This is a genomic window from Ellagibacter isourolithinifaciens (assembly GCF_008831035.1).
GTDB lineage: Bacteria > Actinomycetota > Coriobacteriia > Coriobacteriales > Eggerthellaceae > Ellagibacter > Ellagibacter isourolithinifaciens.
On the sequence record NZ_WAJR01000001.1, the window covers coordinates 1 to 26,072 of the forward strand.

Here is a 26,072-nt window from a genome sequence, read left to right on the forward strand (position 1 = left end):
GAGGACCGGGGCGGACGGGCCTCTGGTGGAGCGGTTGTCGACCAACGGCACCGCCGCCTAGCTACGCCCGGAACGGATAACCGCTGAAAGCATCTAAGCGGGAAGCCGGCTCCGAGATGAGCTCCCTGTTCGGTAAGGGCCCGGGTAGAACACCCGGTCGACAGGCCGCAGCTGCAAGCGCCGCGAGGCGCTCAGGCGAGCGGTGCTGATAGCCCGAGCTCTTCTTCACCGATTTTAGTGCGGGTATCGGAATCGAGGCATGGAGCGCGCATGCAGCCGCCAGGGTCGCCGCGGGCGACCTGGAAGAGGCACCTGAACATAGAGCCTCGCGGGGGGAGCGCCCCCCATGAGCGGAACCGTAGAGAGGGGGATCACCCGATCCCATTCCGAACTCGGAAGTTAAGCCCCTCCTCGCCGAAAGTACTGCGGAGGAAGTCCGTGGGAGGATAGGGCGTTCCGCTCATGGGCGGCGCTTTTTCTTTTGCGCAGGGGGGCCGCGGCCCCGGGCAACCCCGGGCCGCGGCCCCCCTTCTTCTTGCGCTCGAGTGGGAAGTCAGCTCTTTCATTTATGCTTTGTGGTACGGCCCTTTTCCTGCGCCCGGGAGGGTGGCAGTTCCTTGTCGTGGGCTCCTTCTAGATGCTGGTCTCTTCTTACCGCTAGCAATTCGCTTTCTTATTCTCTGTTACCTTCTGGTTTTAATCTCCTTTTGCGGATTTACCCGCTCTTCTTCTGTTCAATGAATTTGAAGAAGGGTATTCTTGAAACCTATTCTCAGCGAAAGGAATTCTCATGCCGATTAGTTTGAGCGGTCGTAACTATCTGAAGCTTCTCGATTTCACTCCTGACGAGATTCGCTACCTTATTTCGCTTGCTAGACAGTTCAAGTCTTTGAAGTTGGCTGGCACGCCGCATCGTTATCTCGAAGGCAAGAATATCGTGCTCTTGTTCGAGAAGACTTCGACGCGAACTCGTTGCTCTTTCGAAGTCGCCGGTCATGACCTTGGGCTAGGCGTAACCTATCTCGATCCTGGTAGCTCTCAGATGGGGAAGAAGGAATCGATTGAAGACACTGCACGCGTGCTTGGCCGCATGTTCGACGGCATCGAGTACCGCGGATACGGCCAGGAAATCGTCGAGAACCTCGCTGCTCATGCGGGCGTCCCTGTCTGGAACGGCTTGACTAACGAGTTCCATCCAACGCAAATGATCGCCGATATGCTCACGCTCGAGGAAAACTTTCCCGAGGGAATCAAGGGCAAGAAGCTTGTGTTCATGGGCGATGCTGAGAACAACGTTGCTAATTCCCTTATGGTCGTCTGTGCGAAGCTTGGGCTTCACTTTGTTGCCTGTGGCCCCAAGGAGCGCATGCCTAAGGCGGATCTTGTGGCTACTTGCAGGGAGCTCGCGCGCGAGTCTGGCGGTTCAGTGACGCTTACCTCAAGTGTTGAGGAGGCATGCACGGGCGCCGACGTCGTTTACACCGACATTTGGGTTTCCATGGGCGAGCCTGCGGAACTGTGGGAAGAACGAATTAAGCTTCTTTCCCCATACCAGGTCAACAGCCGCGTGATCGACCTTATGGCTCCAACGGGCATTTTCATGCACTGCCTTCCCGCGTTCCATGACACTGAGACGACCATCGGGGCCGAGATTGCCGAGCGATTCGGCATCACCGAGATGGAAGTGACCGATGAGGTCTTCCGCGGCTCGCGCTCCCGAGTGTTCGACGAAGCTGAGAACCGGATGCATTCTATCAAGGCGATTATCTATGCAACCTTGAAGTAGCTCCGTTTTCTCGACGGCTGATGTTATCATGAGGGACTGTGAAATTCGCAGCCCCTCGTTTTTTCGAGCGGCATAAAGACTGATTGAAAGATAGTGCAATGACTTTACGTGAGCAAGTTGAAGAAGTTGTCGATGCGGCTTTGAGCGCCGCTGTGGCAGATGAGTCGCTTCCCTTGGAGGAGGTCCCCGCAGCAGCGCTCGAGCGTCCGCGTGATGCGGCTAATGGTGATTGGGCGTCGACGGTCGCCCTTCGCGCAGCCAAAGCGGCGCACATGAAGCCTCGCGATGTGGCGGAAGTGGTCGTGTCTCATTTGCCGAAGAACGATCTTATCGCCTCGACCGAGATCGCAGGCCCTGGGTTCGTTAACATTCGTCTTACGAACGCTGCGCTTGCGAGCGTTATCGCCGAGGCGCGTCACGAGGGCATGGATTTCGGACGTGGTGAGACTCCTGCGAATGCGGGGCGCATCAATCTTGAGTATGTCTCTGCAAATCCGACGGGCCCCATGCATGTCGGCCATGGGCGCTGGGCGGCGCTCGGCGACTCGATGGCGCGCGTCTTGCGCCATGCGGGCTTTGACGTGTCCGAGGAGTTCTACATCAACGACCATGGCACGCAGATGGATAATTTCGGTCGCTCGGTGTCGGTGCGCTACGAGCAGCTTTGCGGCCGCGATGTCCCGATGCCCGAGAATTGCTACGGTGGAGCTTATGTAATCGACATCGCGCGCGAGATTCTCGATGCCGATGGCGAGAAGTGGCTCGATGTTCCCGAGGAAGAGCGCGTCGTGGCATTCCGCGAGCGCTCGTATGTCGAGATGCTCGAGCATAACAAGGCTGTGCTCTCCGGTTTCGGTACAACGTTCGATACCTGGTTCTCCGAGCGCACGCTCTACGTTCCCGACGAGGACGGGAAGTCCGCTGTCGATCGCGCACTCGAAGCAATGGACGCGAAGGGCTATGTCTTTCAGAAAGATGGGGCGACTTGGTTTAAATCGACCGCTTTCGGTGACGAGAAGGATCGCGTCCTCATTAAGGAGAACGGCGAGTTCACGTACTTCCTCTCCGACGTGGCGTACCACTACAACAAGATCCAGAGGGGCTTTACCCACCTGATCGACATTTGGGGAGCAGATCACCACGGATACGTGAAGCGTTGCCAGGCAATGCTCGCCGCATGGGGTTACGAGGGCGCGCTTGAAGTGGTTCTCGGCCAGCTCGTGAATCTCTTCCGTGACGGTAGCGCGGTTCGCATGTCAAAGCGCACGGGCGAGATGGTCACATTCGAGGAGCTTATCGAGGAAGTGGGCGTCGACGCGACGCGCTATCTCATGCTTTCGCGCTCCTCCGACCAGCCGATCGACTTCGATATCGAGGTTGCTAAGAAGAAAGATGCCACTAACCCGGTGTATTACGTGCAGTACGCCCACGCGCGCATCTGCTCGATCTTGCGCAAGGCTGCCTGCGAAGGCGATCTTGCAGCAGCGGAAGCGGGCGATATCACGTTTAACGAGCTTGCCGAGCGCACGGTCGGCGCCGACGTGGACCTCTCGCCTTTGTGCGAGGAATCGGAGCTTGCCCTCATGCGTAAGATGGGAGATTTCGCTGACATGGTTGCCCAGGCGGCAGCTGATCGCGCGCCGTTTCGCCTGACGCATTACGCGCAGGATCTCGCAGCGCTGTTCCACCAGTTCTATACGAACTGCCATGTGCTCGCCGACGACGAAGCGACTCGCCGTGCCCGCTTGGCGCTCTGCGATGCCTCGCGCATCGTGCTCGCCCTAACACTGAGTCTTCTGGGGGTTAGCGCACCTGAAAAGATGTAGTGCATATGTAAGTTTCCTATTTGAGGAGGTCATTGCTAGGTGGAGACCCTTACGCTCGTCATGCTGATTTTTGCGGCGATTCTCGCATCCTCGATCATCGACCAGGTGGTGCCGAGGGTGTCATCGCCGCTCATACAGATTGGCCTGGGTCTTCTCATCGCATTGTTCGCCTCCTCTCAAATTCGAGTTACACTCGACCCGGAACTGTTCCTTGTGCTATTCATTGCGCCGCTGCTCTACGAAGAGGCGAAGTCCGCCGACAAGGCGGCGCTTTGGCACCATAAGCGTCCTGTGCTTTCTCTTGCGATCGGCCTGGTCGTTGCAACGACACTCGCGATTGGGTTTGCTGTGCATGCGGTCATCCCGTCAATCGGGCTTGCTGCTGCATTTGCCCTTGGTGCCGCGCTCGGTCCGACCGATGCCGTTGCCGTCACCTCACTTTCGAAGCAGGTCAACATCCCTGACAGGCAGGGGAGCATTCTCAAAGGCGAGCTTCTCTTAAACGACGCGAGCGGCATCGTGTCGTTCCAGTTCGCCATTGCCGCCGCGGTGACGGGGTCGTTCTCCCTTCTCAATGCGACGGGGAATTTCTTCGTTGAGTTTCTTGGCGGTATCGCGGTCGGTGCGCTTCTCGCCTATATCGGCAAGTTCCTCGTCAATAAGGCGCGCTCTCTTGGCGTTGAGAACACGACGTTCCATGTGCTCTTCGAAATCCTCATTCCGCTTCTGGTGTATTCGATTGCCGATGCCGTTCACGTGAGCGGCATTATCGCCGTTGTCGTTGCGGGCCTCATCAACGTGATCTCCCCGCATGCGATCGGACCTTCCATCTCGCGCATGAACATCGTGTCTTCGAGTGTGTGGCGTGTGCTCACCTTCGCCTTGAACGGCTTTGTGTTCGTGCTTCTGGGCACACAGTTGCCGCAGGCCATGGTTCATACGTGGGATGATGTCACCTTCAGCAACTTCACACTCATCGGTTATGTTGTCGCGCTTACGTTGCTTCTCTATGTTGTTCGATTCGCGTGGGTCTGCGCGAGCGACTGGCTCTACACGCGCCGACGCAGTAAGAAGCATAGTGAGAAGTTCAAGCTCGACCTTCGCAAGAGCCTCATCACGACCCTTGCGGGCGCTAAGGGAACCATCACGCTTTCGATCCTGTTCACCATCCCGTATTTCATGGATGGCGCTCGGTTCCCGCAGCGTGATCTGATCATCTTCCTTGGGTGCGGCGTTATCGTATGCACCTTGCTTGTGGCGACGTTCATTGTGCCCCTCATCGCGCCGAAGAAAGTGAGCGAAAGCGAGGAAGCGGCCCGCGAGCGCGAGGCGGAGTTGAAAATCGATATCCTCAGAAGCGTCGTCGAAGAGCTCACCGCACGGCAGACGCCGGATACTCGCCGCGCGACGAGAAGCGTGGTCAGCTCTTACAACGATCGCATCGAGCGCATCAAAGAGCAGCATGGCTTCGACGAGGACGAGGATGAGGCCTATTCCGATTTGCGCATCCGCGCAATCGGATGGGAGCGGGAGTTTGTCAAGAAGCTCGCTGAACAAGACGATATCGACAGCGAGATTGCGCTTAAGTACCTGAAGCGTTTGAAGCATATCGAGGAGCTAAGGAAACATAGCTCGGGACGTTGGTCCATCCAAAACATCTATCTTGTGTTGCGCACATTTTTGAGGCGCGCGAAGGGCGTTGTCTTGCGCTACGTTTCGCATATGTCGTCGTCCCCGATAACGGCTGCCGACCAGGCGGCAGAGATACGCAAGATTCAGCAGAAGGCAGGCGAGTGCGTGATTGGACGTCTGAAGGACATGCTCGCCGATTCCGACTGCAACGTCCCGAGCGAGTATGTGAGCAAGCTTCTCATCGAATATCAGCGCACAGTTGCCATGCTTGCCGCCGAGCTTGCAGCCCCTTCGGCGACGGTCATCATGCGTGCGTCCGACAAGGCGGAGGACGTGAAACGGCTTGGCTACCTGCTTGAGCTCGAGCAGATTCAGTCGCGCTACGAAGAAGGCGAGTTAACCCGTGGCGAGGCGAAACGGATGCGCGACAACACGAACCTTATGCTGATGGACGTGGAGGATAGCGTGTAGGTCCCGTTTTCGCGGGCGGGGCGATTATTGGTTAGGACCCAAACTGTACAAGAATGACGATAAGTTGTGGAGAACTCGTCAAATGAGCGGATTATCAGGGTTTCCGCCAAAAAATAATCCCCAAACTTAAGAAGATTGGGGATTATTCAACACTGAATTCGATGTATTTCGCAAAGCCTTCACAACTTATCGTCGATTTCGTACACGACCAGCTGCTTGCCTTTATTGCGCGTTGATGGTGGTCATCTGAAGCGCTTTGCCGAACAGCTTGCCGGCAGCGTTCTTGCAGGCGAACTTCACGGCTTCCGGATCGGCCACGACGCTGCCCGAAAGCGATTCGACGCCCCACTCGAAAAGGTACGGCGTCATGATCGCGCTGGGACCCACCATGCAGACGGTAGCGTCCTTGGCGAGGGTCAGAAGGCGCGGCGCGGTCTTGTTGATGAGCGTGACGCCGGTGATGAAGGCGTAATCCGCGGTCGGCATAACGTATTCGCAGGCTGGATCGGGGGTATCCCACTCATCGCGGCAGGAACGCTCGAGCACGGTGAGCTTGGCGTATTCCGCGATGTTCTCGACGTGGGGGAAGTGCCCGACAACGACGACGTGGGCGTCGCCGCCCGCTTGCTCGATGCGAGGGCGATACGTCTCGAAGGCGTCTTTCGACGACGTGCCGCCGCGCTTTCCCTTGTCTTCTTCCTCCTCGGTGTCGTATGTCGCGCCCAGAGGGTCGAGCAGCTCGCGGCGAGCATACCAGGCGTTCAGGGCCGCGATGCCAAGTGTGGCCTCCTCGAAGCACCATGATTTCGACAGCTCGGCCACCTCGCGCAGCGACTTCCCGCGCAGATCGCCCTTGTACGTGCGCTTTCCGCCATTGCGTGCGGTAAAGGCGACGCCGCATCCGCAATCTGCCTCAACGTAAGACCAGTTGAGCCCGAGACAGTAATCGCGCACGAAGATGTCCTCGGGGATGCCCGCGATGAGGTGGTTGTAGAGCCGCCAAGGTGAGGCTGGGTCATCGGTGCCAGGAAAGACGATGGTCGAAGGTTCCGGCGTGTGCTCCATAACAGAACTCCTTTGATTGCATGCTGATATTTTCACCTGAATTCAGTATAAACCAGTTACTGCAATGGACAAGATGGGTCGATGCGAATCCGTGGCCTGCTGCCGTGTGCTGCTCTGCTACAATTTCGTGACGTTCAAACGAATCGCATCGAAGGGACTTGATACCATGCTCGTAGCTTCCATTGAAAACGCCGAAGCGCACGATTACCTGTCCGAACGCCTGAAGAAGGCCTATGCTTTCCTGCGCGAAAACGACCTTGGCGCACTTTCCTGTGGACGCCATGACATCGATGGGGAAGACGTGTTCGCAAACGTCATGGAGTACGACACTGTCTCCGCGGAGGCGAAGAAGCTCGAGGCCCACAAGCTCTACTACGACGTGCAGTGCGTTGCCTCCGGAATCGAACGTGTCGAGGTGGCGCCCCTCGAAGGGCTTGTTTGCGCGAAGGAATATGATGAAGCTGACGATTACGCGCTGTTCGAGTCTCCGATGCCGGCAACATCGGTTGTGCTTCATGCGGGCGAGATTGCGGTGCTCCCTCCTGAGGACGCGCACAAGCCGGGTTGCATCGCGGAGGACGCGCCTGTCCACGTGAAGAAGGTCGTCGTGAAGGTTCGCGCATAACCTGCGGGCATGGTGTATCATGGGTGCATGAAGCAAGGCGCATATGCGCTGATGATATGGAAGTTTTGGCCACGGCCGCGCAGGCTGTGAAGGAATGAATGAAGCGTCTCGGCGATTGAGCATAAAGCGTCGAGGCGCTTGAACGTGAGGTAACGTCGCCCCATGAAACGTGAAGAGAAGACAATCGCGAAGAATCGCCGTGCGTTCCATGATTACGAGGTCGTGGAGACGTTTGAGGCGGGGGTCGAGCTTTCGGGAACGGAAGTGCGGTCGCTGCGCGAGAACAACTGCCAGTTGACCGACTGTTTCGCACTTGTGCGCAACGGGGAAGTATGGATGCACAATGTGCACATCACGCCATTTTCCCACGGCAACATTAACAATCCCGACCCCGATCGCAAGCGAAAGCTCCTGCTCCATAAAAAGCAGATCCGCTACCTTGCGGAGGCGACGCGCGAAAAGGGCATGGCGCTCGTTCCCCTGAAGATGTACTTCAAGGAAAACGGGCTGGTCAAGGTTGAGCTTGCGATTTGCCGCGGCAAGAAGCTCTACGACAAGCGCGCGAGCATGAAAGAGCGCGACACCAAACGGGAAATCGATCGAGCACTGAAGGCGCGCTCTCGTTAGAAAGGGTTACTGCCATGAGCGAGAATCGGATCGAAACCGCAGCTGACGAGGCTGATTCGCCATCGGAGGAGACGCAGGAAGAAGTTTGTGAGGTGCTGTCCGAGGGGGCGGGGGAAGTCGTCGACTCCGAAGGCGTCGAGGAAGCCGAGGGCGAAGACGAGCTTGCTGATTCGGAAAACGTGGTAGAAGAAGAGACCGAAGAGGCCGAAAAGTACGAAACCGTCGAGATTGAGTATTCCGAGGACGACATCGAGGCCTATATCGTCGACGAGGACGACAACGAGATCGGGTTTATCCTGCTTGACGAGGATGGCAACGAGATCGAGTACTACTACGATGACGACGAGGAAGCCGCGAAGGGGGAATCCGATGAGGACAACCCCTATGATTTGGGCATCACCCGAGAAGGTGTTGCCGAGGCGACGAGCGACATGAACGACATCTATCGCGATGGCGTCGCGATTGCGGTCGACTTGAAAGACGCGCTCTCCGAAATCAAAGAGGCACTGGATTTCTCGGACATCCTCCCGACGAAGAAGAAATAACCTCTCCGTGTTGCCTTGACAGGTCAAGCTGCTCGGCTAAAATATTTTTTCTGCAAGAGCACGTCTTGCGCACTTTGACAAGGTGGAACGCATGAGTTCCCGCCCGTCGGCGATTGGCTCCGACGAATTCGGGGGCGACTGGTTTCGACATGGTATGTTTGAACTGAGGAGCAGGTCGTGGTCTCCTCGCCACGTAAAACAGGGGTAACGTCAAGTTAATTGGCAAGAAGAACTATCAGAGCGCTCCTGCGCTCGCCATGGCTGCTTAATCAGCACCTGGCACGTCAACCCCGAGTTGTCCCCGACTCGGGTGCGACGTCATTTTAGGGGACTGCATCAAAGCACGTAATCGGTATGGCTTTGGTAAAGATCGAACCGATCCGGGTCGGCAACGTTAGTTCGCGGACCGAGACGGCCTTGAACCTGAACGCGAAATAAGCTTGTAGAGCCTCAGCGAGAATATAGTATGGACCGGAGTTCGATTCTCCGCGCCTCCACCACAACATGCCAGGCAGGCCCGAAAACGGGTCTGCCTGTTTTATTTCCGCGGCTTTGATTAGGACGACAAGCCTGGCTTTCTGCTCACTTTTGGGCCGTGCGTCAAGTATTCGTGCAACGTGCCAGAACGTGTCCTGCCAAGGCGGGTTCTCTTGCTACAATGAGCCGGATATAAGAAGCAAGCTGAACCGGATGAATCAGGAATGACCAAACGTAACGAGCAACCCGCTCCTTCCCACGGAAAACATGCAGCACACGCCAAAAAGGCTCCCAATGAGCCGCCTCGCGTTGCGCCTTCGCACGGGAAGACTCAGGCGATTCCCCCTGTGGTTCCTGCGGGCATGAAGACATCTGGCGTCCCAGCGCCGCATAACGGCAACGGGTTTGCCCCCGAAATCGCCGACGCGCCGACTCTCGGCAGCAAGCCTCGCGCTGCCCGCATTGCGGGAATCGTTCTCGGTGTCGTCTTCGGGGTCCTGCTCGTCGTCTACCTTGTGGGGGTTGCCGCCTTCTCAGGCCATTTCTGGCCGAAGGCGACGATCGGCTCTTCCGACATTTCCTTCCAAACGCCCGACGAGGTCGCATCGGTCCTCGAGCAGGGAATCAACAAGTACTCGTTGCGCGTTCATGGCGACGGCTTGGATGTGACGCTTTCTGCTGATGAAGCGGGCGTGCGGTTCAATGCGGAGCAGATCGTGAGCGATATGTTCGCGCAGGCGAACGAATGGGCCTGGCCGGTCGAGGTGTTCCGTGAGCACGATGAGACCGAAAGCCTTGTCGCTACCCTCGACAAGTCCGGCGTTGCCGACAAGCTCCATCAGGCGATCGATGCGGTGAATGAGAACACGGAAGCTCCCGTGAACGCCACGGTGGCGTTCGATGAGGACGCGAAGATGTTCAAGATCGTGAAGGAGAAGTACGGCACGCAGATCAACACCGACGTGGTGATGCAGGACGTGGAGCGGGCCGTCGCCACGCTCGAGAGCGAGGTCGTGCTCGACGAGCGCGCGCTCTCGCAGCCGACGATCTTCTCGGATGACCAGCGCGTGATCGATGCGACGTCGCAGGCGAACAGCATGATCCTCGCCAACGTGCAGCTCATGATGGCGGGGAAGAGCGCTCTCGTGTTCGACGCGTCGGTTATCGGTCCCTGCATCTCGATTGGGGAGGATTGCTCGGTGTCGTTGGACGAGGACGCGCTCGGCGCCTGGGCGGACGAGGTCGCCTCGGCTTACACGACGGTCGGTTCCACGCGCTCCTACACGCGCGCGGACGGCGCGCAGTTCAGCGTGTCGGGCGGTTCGTATGGCTGGAAGGTCGACCGCGACGCGCTCTTCGATTGGGCGAAGGCGGCGATCGAGGCTGACCAGACGGGCGAGGCTGACTTGCCTTGCAGCCAGACCGCGAACGCGTGGAACGGGGTCGGCGGTCGCGATTGGGGCGCTCGCTACATCGATATCGACCTGTCGGCGCAACATGCGCGCCTCTTCGATGAGAACGGCGAGGCTATCTGGGAATCTGACATCGTGAGCGGCAAGCCGCGCGGCGGTTCGGGAAGTCTTACTCCCACGGGCGTGTACGTCATCAACTCGAATTCGGGCGGATCGACGCTCGAGGGCACCAACGATGATGGATCGAAGTACAAGACGCCCGTCACCTACTGGATGCCATTCGTTGGGAATTTGATCGGCCTGCATGATGCCAGCTGGCAATACGCGTTCGGCGGAACGCGATATCGGGACGGCGCGGGGTCGCATGGGTGTGTGAACCTTCCGACGAGCAAAGCTGCCGAGTTGCACGGGCTTTGCTCTATGGGCGACGTCGTGGTGTCGCACTGGTAAGAAAAAGAGAGCCTGCCTGCGCAGTTCTGTCGATGCGCGGGCAGGCTCTTTTCGTTTGCTGCGGGTTTTGCCAGCGCGATGCGGCTAGCTTACTGTGATGTCGGCGTAGTGAAGCGGGATGACCTTCTCGAGGTCGCTCGGGGCAAGCTCGACCTGGCACCCGATGCGTCCGCCCGAGAACATGATCGTGTCGAAGAGTTGTGCCGTTTCGTCGATGGTGGTCGTGAACAGCTTCTTCATCCCGACGGGGGAGCATCCTCCGTGCACGTAGCCGGTCAGAGGCAAGAGCTCCTTCGACTTCAGCATACTCACTGCTTTCTCGCCGACAGCCGCTGCCGCCTTCTTCAGGTCGAGCTCTTCGGCGACGGGCACCATGAACACGTAGTGCTCGCCCGATTTCGCGACGGTGACAAGCGTCTTGAAGGTTTGATCTGGGTCCTGCTGGAGGAGTTTCGCCACCTCGACGCCTGAAAGTGCCTTCTCGCATGGGAAAAGATGGCTCTCGAAGGGCACTCCTGCGGCCTCGATTTCCCTCATGGCGTTCGTTTTCGTTTCCTTTTGCTTCGACATGGCTCTCTCCTTGGTGGTTGCTTTGGAAGGGTAGCACATGTTTGATGAAAAGATGCATTGAACCATTTATTCCTTGCAGAGTGTTTTAGCTGTGATATATTTTCGCAGCTAAAATATTTAGGATGAAAAAGATGAGGAAGTAAGGGGGTTTGCTGCGTGGAACAATCCATTGAGGAATTGAAGCAGCGGCTCTTTGAGGCCACGAGGCGCGTGCGCAAAAGCCGATCGCACCGGCCTTTGCCTGAGGGCATCACACCGGCCGAGGGCTTCGTTTTGATGTCGATTTCGCAGCTTATGTCTGACGGAAAGCGCGTCCGGTCGGGCGATATCGCCAAGCGTGGCCACAACACTCCGAGTGCGACGTCGCAGGCATTGAGGTCGCTTGAGGAGAAGGGCTTCATCACAAGGCATCGCGACGAGGGCGACAGCCGCGGCGTCACGGTGCGGCTGACGGAGCTCGGCTGGAAATACGAGCAGATGAACAGGCGTATGCACGATCGCCGCCTCGAGGACCTTCTCGAGTTTCTCGGGGCAGACGATGCGCGCGAGTTCGCTCGCATCGCCGAGCGCTTGTCCGACTTCGAGAGCACCCACCCTTGGAGCGCCTATGTCGAGGGACCTTGCGAGCTTAAGGGCGATTCTACGCGGAAGGAGCCTTCGCAAGAGGCTTTCGCAGGAAGCAGTTCGGGGGAAGGCGGCGAGCGATGCGAATAGCCAAAAACCTTGCTCATCATAAAATCGCGGTACTGCTTATCGTTGCTCTTCTGGCCGTGCAGGCTTTCTGCGACTTGTCGCTTCCGAGGTACACCTCCGACATCGTTGACGTGGGAATCCAGCAATCGGGTGTGGAGCACGCGTCCGCGTCGCAGCTGTCCGCACGCACCCACGACCTCGTGGAGATGATGCTTCCCGAATCCGACGAGCAGCTCTTCGCCGATGCGTACGACAAGGCTGCAAGCGGGAACTATACCCTCACCGAGGCGGGCTATGAGCGGCGAGAGGACCTCGACGAGGCGATGGCGCTTCCGCTCTCTGTCGTCCACTACGCCGACCAGATTCCCGATCTCGACCTTGACCAGGTGAAAGCAGCGTTCGATGCCGGGCTTGTGAGCAAAGACGACGTGATGTCCATGCTCGATGAGTCTCGTGAGTCGTTGGGCGATATGGCGGATACGCTTATCGCGCAGCAAGGCATCGCCGCAGCTCGAGCGGAATATGAGCAGCTGGGTGTTGACATGGACGCCATGCAGATGGACTATCTCTTCTTCACGGGCGCCAAGATGCTCATGCTCTCCGCGCTCGGCATGGTCGTGGCAATCGCAATCGGCTTCCTCGCGTCGCGAACCGCGGCAAAGGTGGGTCGATCTCTGCGCGGGCGGCTTTTCGACAAGGTCGTCACCTTCTCCGACGCCGAGATTCAATCGTTTAGCGCGGCGTCGCTGATCACGCGCGGGACTAACGATGTCCAGCAGGTGCAAATGGTTACCGTGATGCTGCTGCGCATGGTTCTCTATGCGCCCATCCTCGCAATAGGCGGCATCATCATGATTGCGCGCACCAACCTCTCGATGGGCTGGATCGTCATCGTCGCCGTGCTCGCAATCGCGCTTATTCTCGTGGTACTCATCAAGGTCGCCATGCCGAAGTTCAAGATCATGCAGAAGCTGATCGACCGCGTGAACCTTGTGTCGCGTGAGATGCTCATGGGCCTTTCGGTCGTGAGGGCGTTCAACCGCGAGCAGCATGAGGAGGAGCGCTTCGACGAGGCGAGCACGCGCCTGATGAAAACGCAGCTTTTCACGAACCGCGTCATGACGTTCATGATGCCGCTCATGATGCTCATCATGAATCTCGTGTCGGTTGGCATCGTGTGGTTCGGCGGCCATGCAATCGACGCGGGCACGCTCCAGACAGGCGACCTTATCGCGTTCATCACCTACTCGATGGTCATCATCATGGGCTTCCTTATGATCGGCATGCTCTCGATCATGCTCCCGCGCGCCGACGTCGCAGCCCAGCGTATCGAGGAAGTGCTCGAATGCGAGCCCTCGATCTGCGATCCCGCCCCTGCCGATTCCAAGGATGCTGAGCTTTCGGCCTCTTGCGTGCCCGGTGCCGAGGTCGCATTCCACGACGTGTGCTTCCGCTACTCCGATTCCGCCGAGAACGTCCTCGACCACGTTGATTTCACGTGCAAGCCCGGAAAGACCACAGCCATCATTGGCAGCACGGGCAGCGGGAAATCGACCATCGTGAAGCTGGTGCTTCGGTTCTACGACGTCAGCCAGGGAAGCGTCACCATCGACGGCGTCGACGTTCGCGATGTGAGCCAGCACGCGCTGCGCAGGCAGCTCGGCTACGTTCCCCAGAAGGCGTTTTTGTTCAGCGGCACGATTTCGAGCAATATTGCCTACGGGGCAGAAGGCGCCGACGACGAGCGGATTCGCCGCGCGGCCGACATCGCTCAGGCAAGCGAGTTCATCGGCGAGAAGCCCGAAGGGTTTGAAAGCTCCATCGCTCAGGGAGGCACGAACGTCTCTGGCGGCCAACGGCAGCGCCTCGCTATCGCGCGTGCGCTTGCGACCGACGCGCGCGTCTTCCTCTTCGACGACAGCTTCAGCGCGCTCGACTACAAGACCGACGCCGCGCTTCGCCATGAGCTTGGTGCCCGCTTGGGCGGCAAGACCGTGATCATCGTCGCCCAGCGCATCTCGACCGTCCTCTCTGCCGACCAGATTGTGGTGCTCGATGAGGGACGCGTTGTCGGCAAGGGCACGCACGCTGAGTTGATGGACGGCTGCGAGGAGTATCGCGAAATCGCCATGTCCCAGTTATCGGAAGAGGAGCTTGCGGGAGGTGGTGCGCGATGAGCGAGAACGCTCAGGATTTGAAGAAAGTGACGCAGCGCCGTCGTCCTCCGCACGGACCGGGCGCGCGGATGATGCCCGGCGAGAAGGCGAGGGACTTCAAGGGAACCATCGCGAAGCTCGTGCGTTTTATGGGCCAATTCAAGGTTTCGCTTGCCGTCGCCATCGTGTTCGCCATCTTCTCTGCGGCCTTCAGCATCGTGGGTCCGAAGGTGCTCTCGCAGGCGACGACCGAGCTGTTCAACGGCATCGTCGCGAAGATCGGCGGCACGGGCGGCATCAACTTCGACGCCATCGCGGGCATCATCGGCGCGACGCTCGCTCTCTACCTTGTCAGCGCGGCTTGCAGCTTCCTGCAGGGATGGATGATGTCGAGCGTATCGCAGCGCACCTGTTATGGGCTTCGCCGCGCCATCGCCGAGAAGATCGACCGCGTTCCCGTCGGTTACTTCGAGCGCAACTCGATCGGCGACACGCTCTCGCGCATCACCAACGACGTCGACACCCTAGGGCAGAGCCTGAACCAGGGCGTCACGCAGATGATCACGTCGATCACCACGCTCATCGGTGTCGTCGCGATGATGCTCTCGATCAACCTGGTGATGACGGGGATCACGCTTGTCATGCTCCCGGTCTCGCTTGTGCTCATCATGGTCGTGGTGAAGCTCTCGCAGAAGCACTTTCGCGCTCAGCAGGAGAAGCTCGGGGAAATCAACGGGCAAGTCGAGGAGACGTTCTCCGGCCATGCGATCGTGCGCGCGTTCAACCAGGAACAGGCGTGCGAGGAGCGCTTTGAGGAGACGAACGACAAGCTCTACGAGAGCGCATGGAAATCACAGTTCCTTTCGGGCCTCATGCAGCCGGTCATGAACTTCGTCGGCAACCTCGGCTACGTAGCGGTGGCGCTCGCGGGCAGCGTGTTCGCGGTGCAGGGCGCCATCACGGTGGGCGATATCCAGGCGTTCATCCAGTACGTGAAGAACTTCACGCAGCCGATCACTCAGTTGACCCAGGTGAGCAACGTGCTCCAGCAGATGGCGGCCGCAGCCGAGCGCATTTTCGCCTTCTTGGAAGAGGAGGAGGTTGCACCCGAGGAGCCGAAGGCTCAAACCTCGCAGGTCCCGTGCAACGTGGAGTTCGACCATGTGCGCTTCGGGTACTCACCCGACAAGCCTGTCATCAACGACTTCTCGGCGAAGGTCTCCGAGGGCCAGACGGTCGCCATCGTGGGTCCGACGGGTGCCGGCAAGACGACCATGGTGAAGCTGCTCATGCGCTTCTACGACGTCGACGGAGGCGCTATCCGTATCGGCGGCGTCGATGCGCGCGACTTCTCGCGCTCCGACGTCCGCTCGATGTTCGGGATGGTGCTGCAGGACACGTGGCTGTTCAGCGGCACGATTCGCGAGAACATCCGCTATGGCAAGCTCGACGCGACCGACGAGGAGGTGGAGGCTGCGGCGCGCGCGGGCTGCGCGCACCACTTCATCACCACCCTGCCCGGCGGCTACGATTTCGTGATCAACGAGGACGCGACCAACATAAGCCAAGGCCAGCGCCAGCTTCTCACGATTGCGCGTGCGATCTTGGCGAACCGGCGCATGCTCATTCTCGATGAGGCGACGAGCTCGGTCGACACGCGCACGGAGGAGCGCATCCAACGGGCCATGGATAACCTTATGGAGGGCCGTACGTCGTTCGTGATCGCGCATCGCCTCTCGACGATCCGCTCGGCGGACTTGATCTTGGTTATGCAGCACGGCGACATCGTCGAGCAGGGCACTCATGACGAGCTGCTCGCTCGCGGTGGCTTTTATGCGGAACTGTACAATTCGCAGTTCGACGAGGGCGAAGAGTAGGTATGCTTTGCAAGGGCGCCTCCTGGGGCGCCCTTGTTTGCTCGCTACTAGATTCTCAGTGGAGTGTTCGTGGAAGAAAGCGCTGATAATTCTCAAATTTTGTCGGAGGCCGACGGTTCGGTCGCATCGCCTGCCGACTCATCTGACGACCCGTCGCCCTTCGTGCAGGAAGACGGGCTGGTCCATATCGCCGCATTCGATTTCGATGGGACCTGCATCTCGGGTAACTCGCCGGTGCTTCTGGTCCGTCGGCTCATGAAGCTCGGCATGCTGGAAAAAAGCGTCCTTGCGCGCATCATGTTGTGGGGGATTGCTTACAAGCTGCGCCTTCCCCAGAACGAGAGCTGGGTACGCGGGCTCGTCTTCCGCGCATTCGCGGGCAAGCCGGTCTCGCACGTCGATGCGTTCCTGCGGGATTTCTACGACTCGGACGTGGCGTCGCTGTTCCGCGAGCGGGCCACGGCGGAACTGCTAAGCCAAAAGGAGCAGGGCCGCGTTGTCATACTCGTGTCGGCGACCTTCGAACCCATCGTCTCCCGCGCGATGGAGTTCCATCCGATTGACTTTCAGATATCGACGCGCATGCGTGCGGCAAAGGACGGCACCTACACCTGCGAGGTCGAGGGGCTTCCCGTGGAAGGCGACCAGAAGATCGTGCGCCTGCGCGAGTTCGCCGATGAGCGCTTCGGCGCGGGCCGCTGGGTTCTCGATGCCGCTTATGGCGATCACCATTCGGACCGCACGCTTCTCGGGGCTGCAAGAAATCCTGTTGCCGTGACTCCCGATCGTCCCCTTGCGAGAACGGCGAAAAGCGAAGGATGGTGCATCGCGGAGTGGTAGCTTCCCTGGCATGTCGCGGAGCTGTCTTCCCGTTTTCTTTCGTCCGTGTAAAGAATCGTGGGAATACCGTCACTTGGGGCCAGATTCGCCTCCCGTAGTTTAATATAAGAGGTTAAACATAGAGAATGCGATGCGTGTGCGCATCCGCTTTTTACGAATGGAGGTGGGTCCATGCTGGAGAACGCTGACAAGCAAAGCTGTGGTGAAGGTGCTGATGGAAGCGATGTCGATTATCTGCTTCGCGCCAAGGACGCGTGCGCGCAAGGTGACGCCGTGCTCGGCATGCATCTGTATTTGACCGCCTTCGAAAAGGCAGCGGGAGCTGCCGGCGATCCGAGCCCCGAGGCTGTTGATGCGCTGAAGAAGGCGTGGGATTTGGCGTGCGATCTTAAGGAGCGCTCTCTCGCTGAGTACATTTTCGGCAAGCTCGACCCGTTCCTGAGTGCGGGTGAGTCCTCGGAGTGCTCGGAGCGGCTTCAGCAGCTCGCCCTCGACAAGCTCGAGGAGTTCGGGCTTTCCAGGGGAGATCTTCAAGATGTGGCGGAGGCGATCTCGAGGGATCTCCTCGGATTTGACGCCAAGCTGCTCAAAGTGGAACCTCTCGGCGATTTCCCGTCGGGGGACCTGTCGTCTCTTTTGACAGGGAAGGGCAAGGCCGAGGCGGAAGGGGAACCCTCTTCTGACGGCGATGTCTCCCGCGCATCCGATCGTGCGGAGCGCGATGGCATGTCTGTGCTTTCGAAGCTTGCGGTCGACGCCGGTGTCAAGTCCCCGGGCGATCAAAAGGAAAAGCTCACCTACGACGACCTTGCGGGATATGACGCGGCAGTTGCCACGATGCGCGATTTCGGTATCGGCATGCAGGATGACCCCGACTTCAAGTCGCTCGTCACTATGCTGAACGCGCGCCATGGGCTTGACCGTCTTCCAGTGACCGACACCTTCGTGTTCCGCTCGCCGGCGCGCGAGGATGCTGGTCGCTTCGTGCAGGCGACGATCGGGGAGCTCAAGCTCCCGGCGATGCGCATGCGCATGGAGGAGAACCTCTCGGGTATGCCAATTCTTTGCGTGATGGGGCCTTCGGGAAACGCAACGCGGGCGGTGCGCGCGGACAGCGTCTTCTCGGGGCGCGGCGTTCTCGTGCTCGAGGACATCGATCTGTGGAGTGCTCCCCAGGCGGACGGGGGCGACGACTTCGAAGGTTTCGTGTATGCCTCGCTCTCGCGCGGCGCCCGCGAGGCAATCGAGCTTATTCGCTCGGCGGTGGACAATCCTGACGTCTACGTCTTGGCCTCGGCTTCGAAGAACGCCGATATCGACCCGTTCTTCCTGGAGCTTCTTGAGCCGCTGTCGCTTATCGACATCGAATGCCCGACGGCCGAGGAGCGCGTCGAAATCTGGATGGAAATCGCCCGCGATCACCCTTCGATTCGCAGCATTCGAGTTGCCGACCTGGTGCGTTATTCGGTGAACATGCCCCGTTTCGACATCTATATGGCAGCGCGCGAGGCTATCGAGGAGGCCTACAAGGAAAGCCTCTTCGCTCGCCGCTACGTTCCGGTCACGCGTGACAACCTCTTCGATAAGCTTGCTGCCTACCAGCCGCTCGATTCCAAGGAGTACCGCGAGCTGGAAGATCAGGTAGTGCGTGATTTCCGCTCTGACTTAGAAAACATCGAAGACCTACTTTCGGGCCAATAGGGGGAGGGCTCATCGATGGATATCACACGACGCTGCGACTATGCGTGCAGAATCCTGCGCGCCGCATACCGTAATGGCGATGAGCGTATGTCCGTTGCGGAGCTTGCCGAGCGCGAGGGAATTCCCTATGCGTTTGCGCGCAGCATCCAGCATGACCTCACGAAGTGCGGCTTCGTCAACACGACGCGCGGTGCCCGCGGCGGTTTGCGCCTTGGGTGCGACCCTGCTACTGTGACCGTTCGCGATGTGGTCGAGGCTGTGCAGGGGCCGGTAAGCGTCTCTGAATGTGGCGCAGGAAGCGCGCCGTGCGGCCAAAGCGACACCTGCGCTTACAACAAAGTCTGGCGCGGTGCCGATCGCATCTTAAGCGACTACCTGGGGTCCATCACGCTGAAGGACCTCTTCGAGATGGGCGGCGAGCATCCGAAAGTGCGCGAGGCGCTCGGCGATTGCGAAGGCGGTTGCAACGCCTGCGCGGGCCGCATCAACCTCGCCCTAACCGAATCCTGCCATGGGAAGGCATCCAGCTAGCATGGAGCTGCCTTCCTGCGCGTGGCCTGCGAACGCCCCCTCCCTGGAGGCGTTTGTTGCTTTGGTGAGTCGCGAGGGCGCGCGGCTCTACCGCGATCTGCCCTGGCGGAATATCGATGACGCCTATGCGGTGCTGGTCTCCGAGGTGATGCTCCAGCAAACGCAGGTGAAGCGCGTCCTCGGCCGCTGGGAGCGCTTCTTGGCGAAGTTCCCCACGCCCGATGCCTTGGCGAGCGCGAGCACGTCGGACGTTGTGGGCGAATGGCAGGGGCTTGGCTACAATCGCCGCGCACTCGCTCTCAAACGCGCATGCGAGATCTGCTCGCAAGATTTCGGGGGGAAGCTGCCCGAAACGGTCGACGAGCTTAAGGCTCTTCCAGGCATCGGTCCTGCAACGGCGGCAGGCGTTGTCGCGTTCGCGCACAACCGCCCTGCGATGTATCTGGAGACCAACGTCCGCACCGTGTTTCTGCATGAGCTTTTCCCTGATGAAGAAGCCATTCGGGACAAGCAGCTCGAGCCCCTTGTCCGCGCGACATGCCCTGCGGATAACCCCCGGTCGTGGTATTACGCGCTGCTCGATTACGGCGCGCATTTGAAGGCCACCTTCGGCAACGCCTCTCGTCGCAGTGCGCACTACACGCGGCAAAGCGCGTTCGAGGGGTCGCGTCGTCAGAAGCGGGCGGAAGTGGTGCGCATCGTGCTTGCGGCCGAGGGGGCGATTTCGCTTGAGGAAGCCCATTCGCTTCTCAACAGCTTCGAGCGCGACCGCGGGCGCGATGGCGTCGACGACGAGTTGTTCGCATCGATTGCGGCCGATCTCGAACGAGAAGGTTTTTTCGTCGTCGAAGACGGCATTGCGCGCGCCTAGTCGGGGGGCGCTAAGACGGGAGGAATGAGGCTGTGGGCTTCGTCGAGCTGTTTTTGATCGGCGTTGGGCTGTCGATGGACGCCTTCGCTGTTTCCATCTGCAAAGGGCTGGGAATGAAACGCCTCAACATGGGGCAGGCGCTCGTGATCGGGCTTTTCTTCGGGGGCTTTCAGGCGCTTATGCCCCTTATCGGCTGGGCGCTCGGCACGCAGCTCGCCGATTTCATTACGCCGATCGATCACTGGATTGCTTTCATCCTGCTCGCGCTTATCGGCGGGAAGATGCTCTTTGACGCCTTCCGTGGGGACGATGAGGGGGAAGCGGGCGAGCCAAAGGATACGAGGCTCGACTTAAAAGAGCTGCTCATGCTGGCCATTGCGACGAGCATCGACGCGCTTGCCGTGGGCATCACCTTCGCGTTTTTGGGCGTGAACATCGTTTGGGCGATAGCGGTCATCGGCGTGACGACGTTCGCCCTCTCCGTGGTGGGCGTCGCCGTGGGGCATGTTTTCGGCGCGCGCTACGAGAAGGGTGCGACAATCGCGGGCGGCATCGTTCTCATCTTGATAGGCTGCAAGATTCTTCTCGAGCACTTGGGAATTGTGATGCTCTAGTTCTCAGGTGCCACAGCTTGCTGACAGAGCGCTGCGAGCTACGTACTGTATCCCGCATCCTTCGGCGCTGAAGCCCCCGCCACAGCTTGCATGGCTTTTTTCTTGAAAAACGGGTCGCCGTGGACAAAACTGGTCGATATGTGAGTCAGCCCAGGTGAAGCGTCGTCCATCTTGCATACCCGTCGATTTACGGCCTGGGCTTTCTCAGGCAAAGCAATTAGGGAAAGCGTTCGGGGAGCTACACCGACTCACATATCGCCATTATTTGTCCACGATAGGCGGAAATCGGGAAAGAACGCCTGCTTACTACCCGATAGGATAGCTTCCGAGCACCTTCACTTCGCGCAGCTTCAAACGCAGGCAGTTCAGCGCGGTCTGGATGTTGGGCTCGTTGGCGTTGCCCTCGAACTCAATAAAGAACATGTAGTCACCGAGAGCCTGCTTGGTCGGGCGCGACTGGATGAGCGACAGGTTGACGCCCGCATAGGCGAACTCGGACAGAATCATGTTCAGCGTGCCCGCGCGGTCCATGTTCAGGAAAAGCGCGACCGACGTCTTGAATTTCGTCCCCGTGAACACGGGCGCATGTCCTTGTCGACCGATGAGCGCGAAGACCGTCTGGTTGCCGAAGTGGTCCTCGATGTCGTGGGCGTAAACCTTCGCGCCGTGGATTTCCGCGGCGAAGGCGTTCGCGATGCCCGCCGTATGGATATCAGCTGCCGCGAGGCGCGCGCTCTCGGCGGTGGACGATGTGGTCACGGTCGTGCGGCCGGGGAGCTTCTCCGACATGAAGCGGCGACATTGGGCGAGCCCCTGCGCATGAGACGCCACGGTGGTGATGTCCTCGAGCTTGGCGTCGGGGTTCACGACGAGGCAGTGGTGGATATCGACGACTTCTTCCCCCAAGATAACGGAGGTGCTTTTCAGCGCGAAACCGTCGAGTGTGGCGGTAACCGGCCCCTCGATGGAGTTCTCCTTCGCGACAACACCGAACTCGCAGCGGCCGCGGTCGACGCAATCGAAGACCTCGTCGAAGGAGGTGCACTCGATAAAGTCGGGGCTCTCGATGCCGAGGCGCTTCGCGAAGGCGAGCGTCGCCTCGTGAGAGTACGTGCCGGTTGGGCCGAGGAATGCGATGGTGTTGTCGGGCGATTTCATAGGTGGGCAACTCCTTGGAAGCGGTTTTCACGTGCGCAAACATTGTAGCGGTCGCATTCGATAGAGGGCGATATTCCCTGAAAAAGTCTTTGAACGGGGAGTCTTCCCGTTGCGCAATCTTTGGGCCGTGTTATTTCGTTTGCTGATTCTCGGTTAAACATTCGATGCGCAATGCAATGCTTGAGCAGGCATAATCGGTGTTACATAGCGATATTGGCGTAACATTTTCAGTACAAGCACCTATTTTTTCATCCCTCTGCGATTATTCCGTAACATAATGCGCATACAATGGCTAGGTTTTATACAAGGAACGTTCGCGCATGCACGGATCGGTATGCGCGGGCACTCCGTAATCGATTTTTGAGAGAGAGAAAGAGGAGGTGTGCACATGGTAAACGAAGCTACTGCTTCCGAGTTTTCCGGTATGCTCGAAGCGCGGGGGGTTACGCGACGCAGCTTCATGAAGCTTTGCGGTACGATCGCGGTCGCAGCAGGACTTTCCGAGCTCGCGGCTCCGCGCGTTGCTTCCGCATTGGAAAACTCCGTTATCGGTGCAACTAAGGGTAACCTGTATCCTGTCATCTGGATCGAGGGCGCATCGTGCACAGGCTGCACGGAGTCCTTCGCTCAGGTTGAGACTCCCGATCCGGCAGAGGTTGTGCTTGAACTTCTGTCACTCAACTACTCCGAGACCCTTTCTGCGGCGGCAGGTTGGTCGATGGAGGAAGCCAAGGAGCAGACGATCGAATCCGGCAACTACGTTCTCGTGTACGAGGGCGCTGTGCTCGAGGGCTGGGGCGGCCAGGCGCTTCGCGTCGCCGATAAGCCCGGCACCGAGCATCTGATCGAGGCTGCCAAGAACGCGAAGACGGTTGTCGCGCTCGGCTCTTGCGCCGTGAACGGCGGCTGGATGGGCGCTCACCCGAACTCTTCCGATGCGCTCGGCGTCGAGCAGTTCCTGAAGAAGTCCGGTATCGAGGTTCCCGTCGTGAACATCCCCGGCTGCCCGGCGAACCCCGAGTGGCTCGTTTCCGTGCTCGTCGACGTGATCATGCTCGACAGCAAGCAGCTCAAGCTCACGAGCGACAACAAGCCCGAGGGCATCTTCGGCCAGACCATCCACGACAACTGCGAGCGCCGCGGCCACTTCGAGAACGGCGAGTTCGTCTACAAGTTCGGCTCCGAAGAAGAGGCAAAGGGTTACTGCCTCTACCCGCTCGGCTGCCGCGGTCCGCAGACGAAGTCCACGTGCGGCATCACGATGTGGAACAACCGCCGCAGCTGGTGCGTGCAGGCTGGTTCTCCCTGCATCGGCTGCTGCGAGGCGAACCCCAACGACCCGGGTGACAACTGGGTCGAGGTGAACACCCCGTTCTACAAGCGCCATCGCGACCTGCGCATCGGCGACTGGATGGTTCAGCCCGGCACGATCGCTCTCACGCTTACAGGCCTCGTCGCTGCAGCGCTCGTCGTACACGGCTTCGGCATGAAGGCCACCGGACGCATGGACGGCGGCGCGGACTTCGAGACCATCCGCAAGTGGGATAAGGACCATCCCGAGAACTCCATCGGCACCTACGACCTTACCGACGAGGAGAAGGCGCAGGCTTGCAAGGAGAATTCCGGCAATCTTACCCAGAAAGAGCGCCTCTACGACACCATCGGCGTTCGTCCCGACATGAAGAAAAACGATACGGAAGGAGGTCAGGAGTAAATGACCCGTTCTATCATTGACCCGATTACCCGTATCGAAGGCCATCTCCGCGTCGAGATGGAAGTCGAGAACGGCAAGGTCTCCGATGCGTGGGTCTCGGGCGGCTGCTTCCGCGGCATGGAGCTCGTTGTGAAGGACCGCACTCCCGAGGATGCGGCTCAGATCGTCGAGCGCATCTGCGGTGTTTGCCCGGTTTCCCATGCTCACGCCTCCTCGATCGCCGCTGAGAAGGCTTACGGCATCGAGATCTCCAATAACGCGCGCATCATCCGCAACCTGATCGAGGGCGCCCAGTTCCTGCACAGCCACATCCTGTGGTTCTACAACCTGGCCGGCCTTGATTACGTGAACCCGCTGAACGCCCTGAAGGCGAACGTCGGCGACGCGTACGACCTGGCGGCTGCCAAGGGATGCGCTACCGCGAGCGATATGTACGCCTTGAAGGAGCGTCTCTCCAAGTTCGCCGACAACGGTCAGCTGTCCATCTTCTCGGGCAACTGGTTCGATGCCGAGGACGGCACGGGCTACAAGCTTCCTGCGGAGCTCGACCTCATCCTTACCGCGCACTATCTTGAGGCTCTCAAGATGCAGGCGAAGGCTTCCGAGATCGCGGCTCTGCTCGGCGGCAAGATGCCCCACGTCATGACCATCGTTCCGGGCGGCACCGCGTTCGTTCCCACCTCGAGCAAGCTCGATGACCTGAAGTACCTCGTCGACGAGCTGTACAACTGGGTCGAAGCGACCATGCTTCCCGACGTGCTCGCCCTCGCGCCGTACTACACGGACGCTCTCAACTGGGGCAAGGGCTGCGGTCGCTATATCGCTTGGGGTGTGTTCGAGAACAAGAGCATGCTCTTGAACGAGCGCTACATGCCGGCAGGCGTCCTGCAGGACGGCCTCAAGCTCGAGGACGTCGATACCTCGAAGATTGCCGAGTACGTGGGCCATTCCTGGTACAAGGGCGAGGAAACTCGTCAGGCTCCTGATTACACCACCGAACCGGAATACACCGAGTACTACAAGGACGGCTCGGATACAGTCAACGACCGCTACTCCTGGGTCAAGTGCCCGGGTTACGACGGCAAGCCGATGGAGGCGGGCTCGCTTTCCCGTATCCTCGTTGCATACAAGCGCAACGTGCCCTTCATCGTGAAGCACGTCGACGCGGTGCTCGAGGCGCTCGGCGCGCCGGGCAACCTGAATGCGCTCGGCTCCACGCTCGGTCGTACCGGCATCCGCCAGGTCGAGACGCTCTACATCGCAAGCCTCATGAAGGAATGGGTGGATGAGCTCATCGAGGCCGTGAAGAGCGGCGACAGCGAGTACTTCCGCGAGCCCGCCCGCATCTCCGGCGAGGGCGAGGGTCTCTGGGAGGCACCGCGCGGCGCACTCTACCATGCTGAGAAGGTCGAAAACGGCCGCATCCAGGGCTATCAGATTATCATTCCGTCCACGTGGAACCTCGCTCCTCACAACGAGAAGGGCGAGTACGGCCCGCTCGAGCAGGCGCTCATCGGCGTGCCGGTCGGCGACATCAAGAAACCGATCAACGCGCTGCGCACTGTTCACAGCTTCGATCCCTGCACCGCTTGCGCCGTGCATGTGACCGAGCCTGCCACGGGCAAGCATTTTGAAACCGTTACGAGCCCTTGGGGGGTGAAGTAGGATGGCACATCTTGCACACTACCGTGAGGCGCATCCTCTCGTTTTCGTCATCACCCACTGGATCAACCTTATTGCGATGATCGTCCTGATCGTCACCGGTTTCTGCATCCATTTCCCGTTCTGGCCCTATTTCGAGAGCCTGGCGCGCGGCATGCACGTGTTCTTTGGCTTCGTGATTTTCCTGAACTGCGTGTTCCGCATCATCGCCGCGTTCTTCGTGAAGACGGCGCCGACGGGCGGCACGCGCAAGCAGGTCACCGACTACAAGACCTGGCTGCCGCAGAAGGATAACCGCCATCAGGGCCTTATCTGGATCAAGTACTACCTGTTCCTGAAGAAGGACCATCCGCTGGGAGCGAAGCTTGGCGTTCCTCAGAAGATTTCCTACCTGTTCATTCCGGTGCTCATCATCGTGATGTTCTACACCGGCATGTGCCTGTGGGTGCCGACGATGAACCTGCCGTTCTTCGCTGCCGGTACGAACCTCGTCGGTGGTCTTATGTCGATGCGCATCATCCACTACTTCATGATGTACATCTTCATCATCTTCATGTTCATCCATGTTTACCTGGCGAACATCGAAGGTATTGCCCCGACCAAGCTCATGTTCTTCTGGAAAGAGCATGGCGGACTGGTGTACGACCCCGATACCCACACCATCGTGGGCGAGGACGACCTCGGCGAGTCCGAGAAGCACTAGGCGTTTGCAACGTGAGGGAGCCCGCCGTCAAAAGCGGGCTCCTTTTATCTTCGCAGCTTGCAGGCG

General features: G+C 59.2%; 21 protein-coding genes, 2 rRNA genes and 1 other RNA gene. 21 read left to right on the plus strand and 3 right to left on the minus strand.

The window, feature by feature from the left end:
- From F8C90_RS00005 to F8C90_RS00025, 5 genes are all read left to right on the plus strand, one after another.
- Positions 1 to 229: ribosomal RNA gene (locus tag F8C90_RS00005) — 23S ribosomal RNA — on the plus strand; the annotation flags it as partial.
- A 119-nt stretch (positions 230 to 348) separates the two neighbouring features.
- Positions 349 to 463 (plus strand): 5S ribosomal RNA (gene rrf, locus F8C90_RS00010).
- A gap of 327 nt (positions 464 to 790) precedes the next feature.
- Entirely contained in the window at positions 791 to 1,786 is a 996-nt protein-coding gene (gene argF / locus F8C90_RS00015; RefSeq protein ID WP_158048403.1) for an ornithine carbamoyltransferase, read from the plus strand.
- A gap of 98 nt (positions 1,787 to 1,884) precedes the next feature.
- On the plus strand, positions 1,885 to 3,612 hold the full coding sequence (argS, locus tag F8C90_RS00020; protein ID WP_158048404.1) for an arginine--tRNA ligase: 1,728 nt from the start codon (positions 1,885 to 1,887) through the stop codon (positions 3,610 to 3,612).
- 39 nt (positions 3,613 to 3,651) lie between these two features.
- Positions 3,652 to 5,715: a Na+/H+ antiporter gene (locus tag F8C90_RS00025; RefSeq protein ID WP_343030115.1), complete on the plus strand. Its 2,064-nt coding sequence runs from the start codon at positions 3,652 to 3,654 to the stop codon at positions 5,713 to 5,715.
- A gap of 222 nt (positions 5,716 to 5,937) precedes the next feature.
- On the opposite strand, the gene F8C90_RS00030 is transcribed toward F8C90_RS00025, so the two are convergent.
- Positions 5,938 to 6,780 carry a Rossmann-like domain-containing protein gene (locus F8C90_RS00030; RefSeq protein ID WP_158048405.1) on the minus strand — a complete coding sequence of 281 codons (843 nt, stop codon included), beginning with the start codon at positions 6,778 to 6,780 and terminating at the stop codon, positions 5,938 to 5,940.
- A gap of 64 nt (positions 6,781 to 6,844) precedes the next feature.
- On the opposite strand from F8C90_RS00030, the gene F8C90_RS00035 reads away from it, so the two are divergent.
- From F8C90_RS00035 to F8C90_RS00055, 5 genes are all read left to right on the plus strand, one after another.
- Positions 6,845 to 7,405 (plus strand): NanQ anomerase/TabA/YiaL family protein, encoded by a 561-nt coding sequence (locus F8C90_RS00035; protein WP_246155710.1) that lies wholly within the window; start codon positions 6,845 to 6,847, stop codon positions 7,403 to 7,405.
- A 162-nt stretch (positions 7,406 to 7,567) separates the two neighbouring features.
- Positions 7,568 to 8,032, plus strand: coding sequence for an SsrA-binding protein SmpB (gene smpB, locus F8C90_RS00040; RefSeq protein ID WP_158048406.1), 465 nt, complete (start codon positions 7,568 to 7,570; stop codon positions 8,030 to 8,032).
- Between the two features lie 14 nt (positions 8,033 to 8,046).
- Entirely contained in the window at positions 8,047 to 8,577 is a 531-nt protein-coding gene (locus F8C90_RS10840) for a hypothetical protein (protein WP_170264469.1), read from the plus strand.
- Positions 8,578 to 8,707: 130 nt separating this feature from the next.
- Positions 8,708 to 9,077: a transfer-messenger RNA gene (gene ssrA, locus F8C90_RS00050) on the plus strand.
- Between the two features lie 201 nt (positions 9,078 to 9,278).
- The gene (locus tag F8C90_RS00055) at positions 9,279 to 10,916 is read left to right on the plus strand and encodes a L,D-transpeptidase family protein (RefSeq protein ID WP_158048407.1); all 1,638 of its coding nucleotides are present in this window, start codon (positions 9,279 to 9,281) and stop codon (positions 10,914 to 10,916) included.
- Between the two features lie 84 nt (positions 10,917 to 11,000).
- Here F8C90_RS00055 and ybaK read toward each other — a convergent pair whose 3' ends face one another.
- Positions 11,001 to 11,486 (minus strand): Cys-tRNA(Pro) deacylase, encoded by a 486-nt coding sequence (gene ybaK / locus F8C90_RS00060; RefSeq protein WP_158048408.1) that lies wholly within the window; start codon positions 11,484 to 11,486, stop codon positions 11,001 to 11,003.
- 156 nt (positions 11,487 to 11,642) lie between these two features.
- Here ybaK and F8C90_RS00065 point away from each other — a divergent pair, with 156 nt between their 5' ends.
- The 8 genes from F8C90_RS00065 to F8C90_RS00100 all read left to right on the plus strand — a co-directional run bounded on the left by F8C90_RS00065 (position 11,643) and on the right by F8C90_RS00100 (position 20,769).
- On the plus strand, positions 11,643 to 12,200 hold the full coding sequence (locus F8C90_RS00065) for a MarR family winged helix-turn-helix transcriptional regulator (protein ID WP_158048409.1): 558 nt from the start codon (positions 11,643 to 11,645) through the stop codon (positions 12,198 to 12,200).
- Positions 12,191 to 14,356: an ABC transporter ATP-binding protein gene (locus F8C90_RS00070; protein WP_158048410.1), complete on the plus strand. Its 2,166-nt coding sequence runs from the start codon at positions 12,191 to 12,193 to the stop codon at positions 14,354 to 14,356. The genes F8C90_RS00065 and F8C90_RS00070 overlap by 10 nt, the downstream gene beginning before the upstream one ends.
- Entirely contained in the window at positions 14,353 to 16,212 is a 1,860-nt protein-coding gene (locus F8C90_RS00075; protein ID WP_158048411.1) for an ABC transporter ATP-binding protein, read from the plus strand. The genes F8C90_RS00070 and F8C90_RS00075 overlap by 4 nt, the downstream gene beginning before the upstream one ends.
- 69 nt (positions 16,213 to 16,281) lie before the next feature.
- A complete protein-coding gene (locus F8C90_RS00080) occupies positions 16,282 to 17,052 on the plus strand; it encodes an HAD family hydrolase (protein WP_246155711.1) in 771 nt (256 codons plus the stop codon).
- Between the two features lie 171 nt (positions 17,053 to 17,223).
- Complete coding sequence (locus tag F8C90_RS00085; protein WP_158048412.1) at positions 17,224 to 18,753, plus strand: ribonucleotide reductase subunit alpha; 1,530 nt, start codon at positions 17,224 to 17,226, stop codon at positions 18,751 to 18,753.
- Between the two features lie 15 nt (positions 18,754 to 18,768).
- A complete protein-coding gene (locus F8C90_RS00090; protein ID WP_158048413.1) occupies positions 18,769 to 19,284 on the plus strand; it encodes an RrF2 family transcriptional regulator in 516 nt (171 codons plus the stop codon).
- A gap of 1 nt (position 19,285) precedes the next feature.
- Positions 19,286 to 20,155, plus strand: a complete 870-nt coding sequence (locus F8C90_RS00095) for an HhH-GPD family protein (protein ID WP_158048414.1) — start codon at positions 19,286 to 19,288, stop codon at positions 20,153 to 20,155.
- Between the two features lie 32 nt (positions 20,156 to 20,187).
- A complete protein-coding gene (locus F8C90_RS00100; RefSeq protein ID WP_158048415.1) occupies positions 20,188 to 20,769 on the plus strand; it encodes a manganese efflux pump MntP in 582 nt (193 codons plus the stop codon).
- Between the two features lie 306 nt (positions 20,770 to 21,075).
- Here the strand turns inward: F8C90_RS00100 and pheA are convergent, their stop codons facing one another.
- Positions 21,076 to 21,927 carry a prephenate dehydratase gene (pheA, locus tag F8C90_RS00105; RefSeq protein WP_158048416.1) on the minus strand — a complete coding sequence of 284 codons (852 nt, stop codon included), beginning with the start codon at positions 21,925 to 21,927 and terminating at the stop codon, positions 21,076 to 21,078.
- A gap of 388 nt (positions 21,928 to 22,315) precedes the next feature.
- Here pheA and F8C90_RS00110 point away from each other — a divergent pair, with 388 nt between their 5' ends.
- Genes F8C90_RS00110 through F8C90_RS00120 form a run of 3 tightly spaced genes read left to right on the plus strand, consistent with a single transcriptional unit; the run spans position 22,316 to position 26,006 of the window.
- On the plus strand, positions 22,316 to 23,641 hold the full coding sequence (locus tag F8C90_RS00110) for a hydrogenase small subunit (protein WP_158048417.1): 1,326 nt from the start codon (positions 22,316 to 22,318) through the stop codon (positions 23,639 to 23,641).
- A complete protein-coding gene (locus F8C90_RS00115; protein WP_158048418.1) occupies positions 23,642 to 25,306 on the plus strand; it encodes a nickel-dependent hydrogenase large subunit in 1,665 nt (554 codons plus the stop codon).
- A 1-nt stretch (position 25,307) separates the two neighbouring features.
- Entirely contained in the window at positions 25,308 to 26,006 is a 699-nt protein-coding gene (locus tag F8C90_RS00120; RefSeq protein WP_158048419.1) for a cytochrome b/b6 domain-containing protein, read from the plus strand.
- Positions 26,007 to 26,072 lie beyond the last annotated feature (66 nt).

What these genes read in the sequence shown, in the direction of transcription:
- argF (WP_158048403.1), top strand. Translation starts at nt 791, where the DNA reads ATGCCGATTAGTTTGAGCGGTCGTAACTATCTGAAGCTTCTCGATTTC.
- argS (WP_158048404.1), top strand. Translation starts at nt 1,885, where the DNA reads ATGACTTTACGTGAGCAAGTTGAAGAAGTTGTCGATGCGGCTTTGAGC.
- F8C90_RS00030 (WP_158048405.1), bottom strand. Translation starts at nt 6,780, where the DNA reads ATGGAGCACACGCCGGAACCTTCGACCATCGTCTTTCCTGGCACCGAT.
- F8C90_RS00035 (WP_246155710.1), top strand. Translation starts at nt 6,845, where the DNA reads ATGGACAAGATGGGTCGATGCGAATCCGTGGCCTGCTGCCGTGTGCTG.
- smpB (WP_158048406.1), top strand. Translation starts at nt 7,568, where the DNA reads ATGAAACGTGAAGAGAAGACAATCGCGAAGAATCGCCGTGCGTTCCAT.
- F8C90_RS10840 (WP_170264469.1), top strand. Translation starts at nt 8,047, where the DNA reads ATGAGCGAGAATCGGATCGAAACCGCAGCTGACGAGGCTGATTCGCCA.
- F8C90_RS00055 (WP_158048407.1), top strand. Translation starts at nt 9,279, where the DNA reads ATGACCAAACGTAACGAGCAACCCGCTCCTTCCCACGGAAAACATGCA.
- ybaK (WP_158048408.1), bottom strand. Translation starts at nt 11,486, where the DNA reads ATGTCGAAGCAAAAGGAAACGAAAACGAACGCCATGAGGGAAATCGAG.
- F8C90_RS00070 (WP_158048410.1), top strand. Translation starts at nt 12,191, where the DNA reads ATGCGAATAGCCAAAAACCTTGCTCATCATAAAATCGCGGTACTGCTT.
- F8C90_RS00075 (WP_158048411.1), top strand. Translation starts at nt 14,353, where the DNA reads ATGAGCGAGAACGCTCAGGATTTGAAGAAAGTGACGCAGCGCCGTCGT.
- F8C90_RS00085 (WP_158048412.1), top strand. Translation starts at nt 17,224, where the DNA reads ATGCTGGAGAACGCTGACAAGCAAAGCTGTGGTGAAGGTGCTGATGGA.
- F8C90_RS00090 (WP_158048413.1), top strand. Translation starts at nt 18,769, where the DNA reads ATGGATATCACACGACGCTGCGACTATGCGTGCAGAATCCTGCGCGCC.
- F8C90_RS00095 (WP_158048414.1), top strand. Translation starts at nt 19,286, where the DNA reads ATGGAGCTGCCTTCCTGCGCGTGGCCTGCGAACGCCCCCTCCCTGGAG.
- pheA (WP_158048416.1), bottom strand. Translation starts at nt 21,927, where the DNA reads ATGAAATCGCCCGACAACACCATCGCATTCCTCGGCCCAACCGGCACG.
- F8C90_RS00110 (WP_158048417.1), top strand. Translation starts at nt 22,316, where the DNA reads ATGGTAAACGAAGCTACTGCTTCCGAGTTTTCCGGTATGCTCGAAGCG.
- F8C90_RS00115 (WP_158048418.1), top strand. Translation starts at nt 23,642, where the DNA reads ATGACCCGTTCTATCATTGACCCGATTACCCGTATCGAAGGCCATCTC.
- F8C90_RS00120 (WP_158048419.1), top strand. Translation starts at nt 25,308, where the DNA reads ATGGCACATCTTGCACACTACCGTGAGGCGCATCCTCTCGTTTTCGTC.